Raw genomic sequence first — 13,649 nt, 5'->3', positions numbered from 1 at the left:
TTGGAATGCACTAAAAAAGGAACTTTCAGGGAGAATTTGTAAATCGAAAAACCTAAGCAACCAACCAGTGTGATTCGGCAGTTTACCGGAGCATACTGGTTGAGTTGTTTTTTTTGCTGCCTTTTTTGCCTTATTTGAACACCGATAAAGTTATGAAATTTGCGAATTTCCTTTTATTTATTCGGGGTGGGAGGATTTGTTCTTCCATTGTTGTTCTTCAGCAAGAAACTCAAAAAAAACATTCATGGCAGTAAGCGGATGCTCATTTACTCGTTTAAAGTAGTTTTTTTTCTGGCATCTGTTAAATAGTTGCTTTTTTTGATTCTCTCCAACATATATTTCTGACTCATTTTCACTATTTCTCTTTGATTGTGTTTGTTTTCTTTTAATAAGGCAAATCCTACAGCTCCCACCAATGCATAGATTCCAAGTGCGATTTTCGAGATGGGTAAAGAGTCGTTCTTAAATAAAAGAAAAAAAAGATTAATGATGGAAAAGCCTATCATCACCGTTGAAAAAAAACCGTATTTCATATTTTTCTTCAACAAGGGGGACAACTTTAATTGAAGTTGTTCGATTTCGTCTTGCATGAAACCCGGTATATTATTTATTTTGATATTCATTGTTTCCTCCTTATTATCTTGCACCAATAAATAAATGCACTGTAAAATCGTACCTATTAATGAAATAGGAAAAGGAACCTATATATATCTTATCGTTTGGAAACATGTTTGTCATTTAATATACCCTTGGAATCTTTTAAAGGGAAAGTACAAGCAGTGATGTGAATAAGAATGCCATTTATACCTTTGAATAACCTAGTTAGACAGTGTTCTTGCAGTATGTTGCCTTAATATACTAACATTGGTGTAAATGTTGAATGGATTATGGTAAAATGGTCCTCAAATGGAAGCTTTATTTTTCGTTTTTTCATTATTAATAGTCATGGATGACCTTCCCGCGCCTTTTTTTGTCATAAATACGTGACTATTGTGGTATTTAGTACTTTTAAATCGAGTTTTGGAACAAATCAATATATAATTAGAAAGCGAGATAGTAGATTCAAAGATTAAGGAGGGACATAGAATGATGGAATGGGCTCTGATCATTTTGTTCGCTGCAGCAGTATTACTGTTCATTTTATCGTTTATTAAAAAGGATTCTGTAAAAGTGGACAGTCAATTGGAACAGATTGCCAGCACTTTTGGGGATGAAATGAATGTATTACAGGAAAAAATCAGGAACATCGAGATAGATGCTGAAATTACGGTGCAAGAGGCAGGCATTCTGGCAATGTCTTCCGAAAAGCGAAACATGTTGCGTGAAGTACTCGACCTACATAAGCGAGGCTATTCATTTGAAAGCATCGCACTTAAGACAAAACAGCCGGAAGAAGAAATAGAACGGATGCTTACTCCTTACATGAAAACGACGAATGAAAGGAGAAATGTGGCCAATGACATCTAAATCAATGCGCAGCTTTGCCGGAGGCCTTGTTGTTGCCGCAGGCTTATGCGGTGCAGTGTACTTCTTTGGTCCAGGTGAAGCGACCGGCACGTCTGAGAAACTATCAGAAGATGAAATGAAAGAGTCTCTGGCTTCAGAAGGGTATGTCATACATTCCGAAAAAGAATGGGAAGATCAGATTGCTGAAGCACAGTCGGTTAAAGATAAGGCGGAGGCGGAAAAAGAAACGGTAAAAGAACCAACGGAAAAAGTCATATACCGTACTGTTCTTACTGTGTCTAAAGGCTCGACAAGCATCGATGTGGGTAAAACCCTACAAAAAGCTAAAGTCATCAAAAATGCCAATGAATTTTCCGACGCGGTTGAAAAGAAAGGCAAGGCCAACGGATTACGACCTGGAACATATGTGGTGGATAGTGCGATGACGACGGAAAAAATAATTTCCATCATCTTTAAATGAACATAAAAATGACCATCGGTAAGATGGTCGTTTCAGTATGTAGACAAACTTGATGAAAAATCGAGTTTGTCTACATTTTTTTTTGCTTGTACAAATTTGGACGTTGATTGGAACGTAGGGCACTCGCTTTCCGCAGGAGTCCCGCACACCCGCTCCAATCAACAATGTTTTTGGATGGAACTCCTTTTGTCTATAAAAGGGATATGGTCATCCCTAACCCCCTGGCAGACAGTCGGCGGAAAGGGAGCGGGTTTCTGAGATCAACTGGAATGTTGTTTTAATAAAAAAGACCTTATACCGATAATGGAATATGTTGGTCTTAGTTAGTTCACAACATAGGGGTAAATGGTCTTATCCGAATCCCTTTCACGATTTTTCTGAGGGAATGGATACCATCATTTCAAAACAAACTTGGTTATACTCCATGACTTTTTATTCAATTAAATAGAAAGAAACTTCATTAGATTGAAGAAATTTTCGACACTCCTGCCGAATAACTGGCTAGCCGAGACCCCGGAGACATTTGCGTCGAAGAGTCTTGACAGACAGTCGGCGGAAAGGGAGCGGGTTTCTGAAATCAACTGGAATGTTTTTTTAAAAAAGACTTTAGACCGCTAATGGAATATGTTGGTCTCAGTTAGTTTACAGCATAGGGGTGAATGGTCTTATTCGAATCCCTTTCACGATTTTTCTGAGGGAATGGATACCATCATTTCAAAATAAACTTGGTTATACACCATGACTTTTTATTCATTTAAATAGAAAGAAACCTCATTAGATTGAAGAAATTTGCGACACTCCTGCCGAATAACTGGCTAGCCGAGACCCCGGAGACGTTTGCGTCGAGGAGGCTTGGCAGACAGTCGGCGGAAAGGGAGCGGGTTTCTGAGATCAACTGGAATGTTGTTTTATATTTTTTTTAACTTAATCTTTGTCCGCACTCCAGCCCACACTGCAATGATAAGTCCTCCAATCGTATCCGCGATTAAATCGATCATTGTATCTTTATTTCCCCCGCCTTGTAGTGTCATTCCGAATAATTGATCAGAACTAAATTCGTAGATCTCCCATATGACACCACCAAGTGCCGAGAAAGAAAGGGTAAACAAAAAGACGAACCAAGGGGATATCTCTTTGCCTGCATTTCTGTATACCAATCGTTCATATAAAGCAATTCCCGTAAAAGCAAGAAGGGAACCGCTTAACAAATGCAAAAATGTGTCCCACCAACCCAATCCATACCAACCTAAAATAGATCCTAAAAATTGTGAACCGAATAAGAAGATCAAATAGGAAATGACAATTGGCAAATTGAATTGAAGCTTGGTAAATAGGGCCAGTGAAAGGGGAATTGCCCCACATACCACACCGCCTATCGAAACCAGTGATTTGAAAGTTTCATCGGCTGTATAGTAATAAATGGATAAAGCTCCCATGAAAAGTACATACACTAAACTTAATGAAATAACTAGCTTACGATTCATATGATTACCTCAACAAATCATCATAATTTTAATTTTTGTACACTAGAATAAATGGAAATGAGCAGGCCGCCGGTTAGTCCGAAAATTATATCGTACATGGTATCTTTGTTACCGCCTCGCTGCATGGTATGAGTAAAAGTGAGATCTCCTGCGAACTCATATATTTCCCAAAGAACGGTGGCAGTGACTGAAAGTGAGAGAACAAAAAGGAAAATGACCCACCTTGAAACATCTTTTCTCGCTTTTTGAGGGATGTATAGTTTATAAAGGGCAATCCCCATAAAACCCACGAAGATGCCTTTGTAGAAGTGAAGTCCAGAGTCCCACCATTTAAAATCAACATAAAAATTTGCGATGGATCCTAAAAATGTCGTACAGAAAACAAAAACATAATAGCCGATTATGATAGGAATGTTAAAGGGATTATTTTTTACAAACAGTAATGAAATGGGCAAGGCACTTACCAATATTCCCCCAAGAGCTACCATCCATCGGGAAGAATCATCTTTTTTGAGGTAAAAGATGAGTAAACCAGTCATGAATGCTATAAATACCAAACTAAAAATAATGATTATTTTATGTTTCAATATACTCACCTCATTCGTAAATATTCATTACGATCATCCAATCGAGCCAGATTGAACGGCAAAATTGTATTTTTAGGGTATTTTTATGTTGTTCTTTTTTAAATTCTCCATCTTACATTTGTATGATCATTATTGTCTTCCAGGGGGCTTTTTAATGATGTTTCTAAATTTGGCCGTTATAAACAATAATAAAGGCATGACCAGACCAAAAGCCGCTGCATGGAATAACCATATATTTTTATTGTATTCCCCGGATGAAGAGACCGTCGGAAATACAATCAATGAATAAAAAACCATTATCATCCCTAAAGCTGTAGTAAATGGCCGATAATCTTTTATATTGAAAATGTTTGAAAATACGACAACCGAAACATAAAAATACATAACCGTCCTCGTATAGGTTGTAAAAATCCAAATAGTGGCAATTACTGCCTCGATCCGCATTAGGAAATTCCCTACATTTATTTTTTTGGCCATCGTATAGCTTGGAGCGATATTTCTTGCGGTGTTATCGGGTCCAAGAACCAAGATATCCATCATGATAACCAGAATTAATATGATTCCTCCGATCAAAGTGCCAATATAAAAAGCTTTTCCCCCTTTTTTTCTTTCACTGACTTTTGAAGGGAAAATCATTAAAAACATAACAGGAGACAGCGTGAACACGCTGACATAAAAAAGTATCGCCCGTATTAATGGTTTAGCGCCTCCTTCAAATACTGGCTGAATGTTTTGAATGTTTCCTTGAGGAATGATGGAAACCAAAAAAATAGTCAGTAATAGTAATACGGGTATGAAGAATATTTCCAACGTGCGTGTAAAAGTTTCAAAACCAAGGCGGACTGTAAAGATCACTACTGCAGCTAACAATATATTTAAAGCTACAAGAGGAGTATCCGGCATCCAAAAAGTTTTAATGAAATTCCCCACATAATAAGTGGTCTCGGCAGCAGTTGAAAAAGACCAGAAGAAAAATGTGAGATTGATCATCTTTCCGACTAACGTACCGAAAACCTTTTCATTTATTTGATCTAAAGCGAGATCAGGATATAAATTTCCAACCTTGATGTAAAACCATACAAAAATTAATGCGATTCCTGTTCCAAATAATGCAGCAAGCCACGCATCCTGCTTTGCAAAACCAGCTAAAGGAGAAGGAGTATGTAAAATAACCGTTCCTACCGAATACAAAAGGATTAAAATCATCAATTGATGTGATGAAATTTTGAAACTACCAGGCATTAATATTCACCTATTTGTTTGTTCCTTCCTTCTTAATACTCCTTATTTTTGGCTATTCTTGTTCAAGTTATTCACAAGGACATCAATTGCCTATCTTCAACAATCCAATCCCGTTACATTAATCGGTCGCGATTTTCCTGCCTTTTTACTGATGTAGATTTACTATACAATCATCGAATTACTGTCCCTGTCCAAGAGTAAGTAATTTAATTCCTTAGTCCCGAACTTTAATGGTTTAGGAACCGTATATTGTTTTAACTGTGGCCTAATTTCTCAGTAATTCCTCATAGTATTTGATAAGGCCCTTCTCTACTTTCCAGGACGATATTAATTGTACTGAACTTGTACATACCCTTTGGTATGGCACAATACTTGCATATGATTTATTGGTATATCTAATATTTGGAGAAAGGAAGAGGATGGGAAACTGTTGGACACTCAATTATTGAAAAACACTTAAGTTCTAGGTTATCGAGCATATTTGATAGACTTAAATGTCAGAAAATTAATCCGGATTCATAAAGGGGAAGACGGAGCAGCTAAACTTAAAAATGTTAGGAGAATATTAGCATGAAAATACCAGTGGAAAATATAGTGGAGTTAACTGTAGAACATCAATTTTTACAGGCTTATCCTATATTGAGTCAGTTACGTACTGATTTGACATTAAAGGAATATCTAGATTTATTAAATGAAATGCGTAAGGAGGGAAAACAGTTATTTGCTTTATATCATGATACAAGCATCGTAGCATTAGCAGGTATTAGCTGGCGTGAAGATTCATATAATGAACGTTATGTTTATGTGCAAGATTTGGTTACTGATGTAAATCATCGTCCTAGTGGCCTTGGATATAATCTGCTCAGTTATATACATAATTGGGCAAAAGAACAAGGAGCTGAATATATTACATTGGAAGCTTGAAATCGGCGCCTTGTCACCCATAAATGTACAATTTCTAGGATGGGGAGGGTACCTATTGGTTGTCGCTTTTTTCGTACATATATACCGGAAATGAAATGTTACGACTTCAAGAATGTTGGGAAAATGGGGACAAAACAATTATGAAGTTGAGTTTGGAAAAACCAGGTATTAATAAACTTGGAATGAAAACAAGTTAAAGGAAAAAAAGTTCTTTGCTCCCTAATCAAAAATTAGTTGAAAGCTTTTAAAAACTCTGTGGAGGTCTGCAGAGTTTTTTTGCTTTAAACCATCCTTTTTTCTTTCAATTTAGTCCAATAATGGATTATGCGAATATTGGCAATCTATGCATTTACTCATAGGATCCTTTTATACATAATTTCCAATGAATTTGATTTAGATTGTGCAACCTGCTGAATCGACTCCAAAAGGCAAATTGTTTCCGAGTTTGAAAAGATGGCAGGCAGTGGTTGATAACAATCGTGGATTTAAGGAAAAAAGTAGAATTTTGATAAAAGATTATCATGTATATCATGTTTTTTGCATGGCAATTTATTTTACTTACATGGATATAATTGCAGCCAAGGTGAAAACATAATTTTAACAAGCTTTTGGTTATGAGGGGGTTAGCATTGAAATCTCGAGTTCCTATCCCATTGAGGAAGTTAATTGAAGATAAACAATCGGTGAAAAATAAACAACAACAAGAAGACCTAAATCAAAGCGGAAATCCAAACTCCAGCAAAACTAAAAATCAGGACCAAAATCCAGTTCAATCCAAAAACAGAAGTAAGGACTCAAAGAATCATCAAACAAAACTTATATCCGCTGATCTTCAATATAATATAGACCATATTAAGAAAACGTTAGGAAATAGTTCAGACATCGTTATAAGGGATTTCCAAGCAGGTAAAAATGGGGAAATTAAACTAGGCATCATTTACACAGATGGATTAACGGATTCTGCTTCCATCCAGGATTTAATCCTCGACACTTTGATGGTTGAAATTCGAAACTCTGACTTGGAAGTAGCGGTCCCTGATTGTTTTGAAATAATAAAATCACATACTCTTCCTGTAGGGGGAATAGTGGAAATAACTGATTTTCAAAAGCTTTTTAACCATGTTTTATCGGGAGACACGATGTTATTGATGAACGGCTCCCCAAAAGGATTGGCACTCGGCTCAAGAGGTTGGGTCGATCGCGGAGTTCAAGAACCTTCCTCCCAAACAGTAGTAAGAGGGCCAAAGGATGGGTTTACTGAAACACTGCGAACAAATACAGCTTTAATTAGACGGAGAATAAAAGATCCTAACTTATGGCTTGAAACAAAGCAGATTGGAGAAAAAACGCAAACAGACGTTGCGATTATGTATTTAAAAGGTGTTGCCAATGATAAAACGGTTTCAGAATTGCAAAGCCGGTTAAATCGAATCAATATAGATGCGATTCTTGAGAGTGGATACATTGAAGAGCTTATTCAGGATGAAGTATACACTCCATTTCCAACGGTTTATAATACGGAACGTCCTGATGCTGTAGCCGCTGCCATTTTAGAAGGAAGGATTGCAATAATGGTTGACGGAACGCCGTTTGTCCTTATCATTCCAGCCCTGATGGTGCATTTTTTCCAGTCCAGTGAAGACTATTATCAACGGGCAGACATTGCCACATTAATTCGAGTATTACGGTATTTATCCTTTTTCCTAGCTTTGTTAACACCGTCACTTTATGTAGCTGTTTCGACTTTTCATCAAGAAATGCTTCCTACTCCATTACTCATAAGTCTAGCTTCACAACGAGAAGGAGTTCCTTTTCCTGCTTTTGTGGAGGCGATGCTGATGGAGGTAGTGTTTGAAATTTTGCGTGAGGCAGGTGTGAGGATGCCAAGGGCAATCGGTTCATCCATTTCCATCGTTGGTGCATTAGTTATTGGACAGGCTGCTGTCGAAGCAGGGTTCGTTTCAGCAACAATGGTTATCATCGTGTCCTTGACAGCCATCTGCAGCTTTGTGTTTCCAGCCAATAGTATGGCCAGCGCTTTTCGGATGCTTCGATTCTTGTTTATGATCCTTGCCGCTACATTTGGATTATACGGGATCATTTTGGGGCTGATCGTGATGGTCCTGCATTTAAATAGCTTACGATCTTTTGGTTTACCATATTTAGCTCCAAATGCACCATTCATTTTACAAGATCAAAAAGACAACATCATTCGTATGCCACATTGGTCATTATTAAAGCGGCCTCGATTGACCAGTAAAAATGATACCGACAGAGGAGATGTCAGTTCTCCGAAACCACCTAGATAAAATGATGAGATGATGAGGGTTTTACGATGAAAAAAATGCTAAAGGTATTTTTAACGTTACCTATGATTTGTTTATCCGGCTGTTGGAGCAGCATTGAGTTGAATGAACTTGCCATCGTTACTGCCATGGGAATTGATAAAACGGAAGATGGATATCTTGTATCCGTCCAAGTTCTGAATTCGAGCGAGCTGGCAGGTGATGCCAGGTCCGGTCGCACGGAAGTTGTAACCTTCAGGAAAAGCGGTGCAACCATTGCTGAAGCAATAAGAAGCCTATCAACTGATATACCAAGAAGGTTATATGTCGCACACCTTCGTGAAATTGTCTTTGGTGAGGAAATGGCCAGGGCAGGAATTGCAAAGCCTCTGGATGTCCTTTCCCGGCAAAAGGAGTTGCGTTCCGATTTCTATATGACCGTTGCGAAGGGAGCAACTGCTTATGATACGCTTAATGTCCAAACGGCCCTTGAAAAAATACCGGCAAATAAAGTTTTTGATGCGTTGGAAAATTCAGAGAGAAGATGGGCGCCGACAAGGACGGTCACTTTGGATGAGCTGGTCAGCAGTATCGTCAGCAAAGGCAGACAGGCCATGCTAACGGGGATTCTAGTTTATGGTGATCCCGAATCAGGAAGCAATGTTACGAATGCACAAAATATCTCCCCGAAATCCGGTTTGCGATTGGATTATCTTGGAGTATTCAAGAAGGATAAACTTGTAGGCTGGTTAAACAGGAACGACAGTAAAGGTGTTAGTTACATTACAGATCATGTTAAGTCCACTGCGGTAAATATACCATGTGAAGGTGATCAAATTACGGTCAACACAACTAGTTCAAAAACGAAAATCAAAGGGAAAGTGGAAAATGGAAATCCAAAAATTGATATAAATGTTACCTCAGAAGGGAGTATAGGTGAGGTAGAATGCACAATCGATTTAACTAAACCCGAAAAAATCGAAGAATTGAATAAAAGATACGAAAAAGATGTTAAAGCTAAAATAGAAGGATCTATAAAGACGCTACAAGAGAAATATCAAAGTGACATCTTCGGTTTTGGTGAAGAAATTCATAGAACCGATCCTAAAGCATGGAAACGTTTACAGGAAAATTGGGAAGAGGAATTCGCAAATTTGGACGTGAATGTATCCGTTGAAGCAAAGATTCGCAATTTGGGGACGATATCAGAATCCTTTCAAAAAGAAATTGAGGAGTAAAGACCAATGTGGGCAATTATTGGAACACTTTGTACTGGAGCTATTATTTCATTTTTTGAAATACCCCCCCTAATTAAAAAGAAATGCTGGAAGGAAATTGTCATTTTCATTTTATTGCTTTTAGTTGGCATGACATTAAGTATTTTAATAATCAAGGATATTACCATTCCGACCCCTATCGACTGGATAACGAAAATATATAGTCCACTCGCTCATTTCATGGATCGCATTTTATCCTAGGGAGGTATCGAATATGCTTGAAAAAGGAAAAATCAGCTCTGGTGAATTTCTTATAATGGTCATCATATTCACCATTGGAGGAGCGATACTTACTTTACCTTCCGTACTTGTTTCATTAGCGAAACAGGATGGCTGGATTGCCTATATTATAGCTACTCTCATCGGGTTATGTTTCGTTCTCTTATTTACCCGGCTCGCCTTACTTTACCCATCCATGAATTATATAGAAGTTAATGAAAAAATATTTGGGATATGGATCGGGAAGATCTCGGCACTGCTATTCCTATTATATTTATATTACCTTTCTTCAGCGCTACTTAGTGAGATTGGGAATTTTTTTTCAACACAGGTTCTGGTTGAGACACCTATGGAAATGATTATGATTTTGTTTATAGTAACAAGCTTATTTGGTGCAAGGCTAGGATTGGAAGTCATCTGTAGAACGGCATTAATCTTTTTTCCTTGGCTTGTACTGCTGCTTTTCATATTATTCGTATTTCTTATCCCGGACATCAATTTCGAAAATTTGCAACCTGTATTTGAAGGAGGCATGAAACCGATAATGAGGGGGTCATATCACTCTTTAGCCCTGCCTTATGTTCAGCTTGTTTTCTTTTTAATGATCACTCCATATGTACATGAAAAGGCTGAAATGAAGAAAAACTTTTATTTAGGGACTATATTAGGTGGCGGCGTTCTATTCTTAGTGGTCATTTTCTGTATCCTTGTATTGGGGGCTGATAATACAGCAAGGTTAACCTACCCTTCTTATAAACTGGGAATGAGGATAAGCATTGGTAATTTTTTTGAAAGGGTAGAGGTCATTGTGGCCTTCATATGGGTTTTTACAGAGTATTTTAAGTTGACCATATGCTTTTATGGACTCGCTTTAGGAATAGCTCAATTGCTAGGAATAAAAAATTACAAAATTCTTCTATTCCCATTAGCATTTCTAATTCTCACTTTTACCATCTTTTCGCATCCCGATATCGTGCATTATCAAAACTTTATGGCTACAGCTTGGACACCATTATCCTTAACGATATGTTTTATTCTGCCATTGTTATTATTAATGGTTGGGAAAATCAGAAAAAAGTAAGAATAAGAAGGGTTTCCAGCACTTTTGCTGTTCATGTTCATGTGGACATTACTTACATCTGTAAACAAATAAATTTTGATGGGAAAAGATCCGGCATGAAGCAAATTCATGTAAAAGAAGTTAAAAAAATATTCTGACAAATTCATTGACTAAAGAAACTTGATGATTTAATATAACAATATATAACATTACATAATGTTGTATATCAAATATTAAAGGAGTGGGGAAATGAGTAAATCGGTTATGAATGTAAAAAGTAATGTAAAAACAGTATTGGATCAATTAATGGGTAGGAAAATTAACAATATTTATTTGGTAGCATGCGGGGGATCTTCTGCCATTATGTATTCAGCTAAGTATATACTGGATCGTGAATCTCAAAATATAACCTCCGATCTGTATAGTTCAAATGAGTTTATACATCGCAATCCGCAACAACTAGGGAAGGAATCTTTAGTCATTTTATGCTCTATGTCCGGAACAACTCCTGAAACAGCCGAAGCGGCTAAGTTTGCAAAAAGTAAAGGTGCGTTTACAGTGGCATTAACGAACGAACCAGCATCACCATTGGCCCAAAATGCGGACCTTTATATTAAATATGAATGGGGGAACGGTGTAAACGCCTTCGATACAAACCTCAGTGTTTTATATCAATTAGTTTTTGGTGTACTTCATATGGCGGAAAACAATGAAAAGTTTGGAAAACTGGTATCAAGTTTGGAGAACTTACAGCCAGTGTATGAAAAAGCCCTGGAGCAAGAAGCTTCCAATGCAAGGGTATTCGCACAATCTCATGCAAAAGAACCTGTTATCTATACAATGGCAAGTGGTTCAAACTATGGGACAGCCTATTCTTTCAGCATTTGTATCTTAATGGAAATGCAATGGATACACTCACATGCCATTCATGCTGGTGAGTACTTCCATGGACCATTCGAAATTATTGACGAAAATGTACCGTTTATCATTCTTTTGGGATTGGATGAAACAAGACCATTGGAAGAAAGAGCATTATCTTTTTCTCAGCGTTTCGGCAAAAAGCTAACGGTGTTAGATGCAAAACAGTATGATCTTGATGGTATTGATGAAGAAGTAAAAGGATATATTGCACCGCTTATCTTAAATCGTATATTACGTCAATATGCAGAAGAATTAGCGGAAGCGCGTAATCATCCCTTAAGCAAAAGGCGTTATATGTGGAAAGTAGAATACTGATAGCTATAGAAAACTTAATATTCTGTATATTTTATTTGCGAATTATACTATAATGTTTTATAACATTATAGTGTAATTTCCTGATAATAAAAGCATTTATTAAAAGGAGGGTATTCATGAGAAAAACAAAACTTTTATTCGCATCATTTTTAAGTTTATCTTTAATGCTTGGGGGATGTTCTGGTGAAAGAACATCTTCAGAATCAAATGACGGAAAAACAACCTTAACATTTTTTCATAGGTGGCCAAAGGAACCGGAAAAAACCTACTTTAATGAAGTTGTAAAAGAATTTGAAAAACAAAACCCCGATATCCATATTAAAACCGAAGCAGTCCTAAACGATTCGTATAAAGACAAAATTAAAGTAATGACAGGTACAAATAATCCACCTGATGTTTATTTCTCTTGGAGTGATGAATTTGCCAGTCAGTTTGTGCGAGGCAATAAAGCTTTGGATTTAACTTCTTATTATAAAAACGATCCGACATGGTCTTCTCAACTCGTTCCATCCCAAGTCAAACCATATACATTTAATAATAAGGTGTATGGTGTCCCCGTAACAATGGATGGGAAAATGTTTTTCTATAACAAGGATGTCTTCGAAAAATTGAACATACACCCACCTAAAACCTGGAATGAATTTATCGATGTATTAAAAGTGTTAAAAAAGAATAACTACACAGCTCTTCAATTCGGCAGTCAAGATACTTGGACAATTTCCCATTATGTGGGCACATTGAATCAACGTCTGGTTAGTCCGGAAGTGCTGGCAATGGATTATAATCGAAAAACTGGAAAATTCAAGGGTGACGACTACATAAAAGCGCTTGAGAAATTCCAGGAGTTGTTACCTTATTTTAATGAGAATACTAATTCAATAGATCATGAATATGCAAGACAGCAATTTTCAAATGGTAAAGCACCTATGTTTTATGCAGAAACGGCAGAGATCAAGTTATTTGGACCCACTAAGTTTGAACTTGGAATGTTTAACTTTCCTGAGGTAGAAGGCGGAAAGGGTAATCAAACAAATCTAACGGGATCGCCTGAAGGCTTTATGGTTTCTTCCAAGACAAAGCATCCCAAAGAAGCGATGGAATTTTTAAAGTTTCTAACCTCTAAACATATGGGAGAAAAACTAGTCACTGATGTGGGCAAGTATAGTGCAGTTAAAGGTACGGTGAATGAAAATAATTCTTCCCCAGAACAGCTGGAAGCGGTCCAAAGCATATTAAACACAAAAGAAATGGCCCCATGGTTTGATATGAGCATTGATGCGCGTATTGCAGATGCCTATTTAACAGGAACACAAATGATGTTAAATGGAGATAAAACACCTAAGCAGATTATGCGAGATGTTCAAAAAGCTGCTGATACCGTTAGATTTGAAGCGGGGAAATAAGGAAA

The 13,649-nt window shown here is 37.2% G+C and carries 12 protein-coding genes and 1 pseudogene; 9 read left to right on the top strand and 4 right to left on the bottom strand.

The features are described from left to right. Window positions 1-177: 177 nt before the first annotated feature. Window positions 178-590 (bottom strand): annotated as a pseudogene (locus tag MHB45_RS13220) (DUF5392 family protein). Window positions 591-1,086: 496 nt separating this feature from the next. Here MHB45_RS13220 and MHB45_RS13215 point away from each other — a divergent pair. Together MHB45_RS13215 and MHB45_RS13210 are read left to right on the top strand one after the other, a co-directional pair. Next, a complete protein-coding gene (locus MHB45_RS13215) occupies window positions 1,087-1,467 on the top strand; it encodes a hypothetical protein (RefSeq protein WP_222619893.1) in 381 nt (126 codons plus the stop codon). Further along, window positions 1,457-1,927: an endolytic transglycosylase MltG gene (locus tag MHB45_RS13210; RefSeq protein WP_048688488.1), complete on the top strand. Its 471-nt coding sequence runs from the start codon at window positions 1,457-1,459 to the stop codon at window positions 1,925-1,927. Before MHB45_RS13215 ends, MHB45_RS13210 begins: the two co-directional genes overlap by 11 nt. A 908-nt stretch (window positions 1,928-2,835) precedes the next feature. Here MHB45_RS13210 and MHB45_RS13205 read toward each other — a convergent pair. The 3 genes from MHB45_RS13205 to MHB45_RS13195 all read right to left on the bottom strand — a co-directional run bounded on the left by MHB45_RS13205 (window position 2,836) and on the right by MHB45_RS13195 (window position 5,240). After that, a complete protein-coding gene (locus MHB45_RS13205) occupies window positions 2,836-3,411 on the bottom strand; it encodes a hypothetical protein (RefSeq protein ID WP_048680232.1) in 576 nt (191 codons plus the stop codon). Window positions 3,412-3,431: 20 nt separating this feature from the next. Then, window positions 3,432-4,007, bottom strand: a complete 576-nt coding sequence (locus tag MHB45_RS13200; protein ID WP_252295998.1) for a membrane-spanning protein — start codon at window positions 4,005-4,007, stop codon at window positions 3,432-3,434. A gap of 120 nt (window positions 4,008-4,127) precedes the next feature. Further along, the gene (locus tag MHB45_RS13195) at window positions 4,128-5,240 is read right to left on the bottom strand and encodes a GerAB/ArcD/ProY family transporter (RefSeq protein ID WP_048680237.1); all 1,113 of its coding nucleotides are present in this window, start codon (window positions 5,238-5,240) and stop codon (window positions 4,128-4,130) included. Between the two features lie 570 nt (window positions 5,241-5,810). Between MHB45_RS13195 and MHB45_RS13190 the strand changes: the two genes are divergently transcribed. From MHB45_RS13190 to MHB45_RS13160, 7 genes are all read left to right on the top strand, one after another. Beyond that, on the top strand, window positions 5,811-6,164 hold the full coding sequence (locus MHB45_RS13190; protein WP_048680278.1) for a GNAT family N-acetyltransferase: 354 nt from the start codon (window positions 5,811-5,813) through the stop codon (window positions 6,162-6,164). A 629-nt stretch (window positions 6,165-6,793) separates the two neighbouring features. After that, entirely contained in the window at window positions 6,794-8,473 is a 1,680-nt protein-coding gene (locus tag MHB45_RS13185; protein ID WP_250697522.1) for a spore germination protein, read from the top strand. Window positions 8,474-8,499: 26 nt separating this feature from the next. Beyond that, window positions 8,500-9,687: a Ger(x)C family spore germination protein gene (locus MHB45_RS13180; RefSeq protein WP_048680240.1), complete on the top strand. Its 1,188-nt coding sequence runs from the start codon at window positions 8,500-8,502 to the stop codon at window positions 9,685-9,687. Between the two features lie 6 nt (window positions 9,688-9,693). Further along, entirely contained in the window at window positions 9,694-9,927 is a 234-nt protein-coding gene (locus tag MHB45_RS13175) for a hypothetical protein (RefSeq protein ID WP_048680243.1), read from the top strand. A 13-nt stretch (window positions 9,928-9,940) separates the two neighbouring features. Beyond that, window positions 9,941-11,026, top strand: coding sequence for a GerAB/ArcD/ProY family transporter (locus MHB45_RS13170; RefSeq protein WP_048680250.1), 1,086 nt, complete (start codon window positions 9,941-9,943; stop codon window positions 11,024-11,026). A 228-nt stretch (window positions 11,027-11,254) separates the two neighbouring features. Further along, window positions 11,255-12,241: an SIS domain-containing protein gene (locus MHB45_RS13165; RefSeq protein WP_072273962.1), complete on the top strand. Its 987-nt coding sequence runs from the start codon at window positions 11,255-11,257 to the stop codon at window positions 12,239-12,241. A gap of 116 nt (window positions 12,242-12,357) precedes the next feature. Then, window positions 12,358-13,644, top strand: a complete 1,287-nt coding sequence (locus MHB45_RS13160; RefSeq protein ID WP_048680256.1) for an ABC transporter substrate-binding protein — start codon at window positions 12,358-12,360, stop codon at window positions 13,642-13,644. Window positions 13,645-13,649 lie beyond the last annotated feature (5 nt).

Origin of the sequence: Peribacillus sp. FSL K6-5616 (genome assembly GCF_038008245.1) — a bacterium.
Taxonomy (GTDB): domain Bacteria; phylum Bacillota; class Bacilli; order Bacillales; family DSM-1321; genus Peribacillus; species Peribacillus frigoritolerans.
This window is presented reverse-complemented; position numbering and strand designations above follow the sequence as displayed.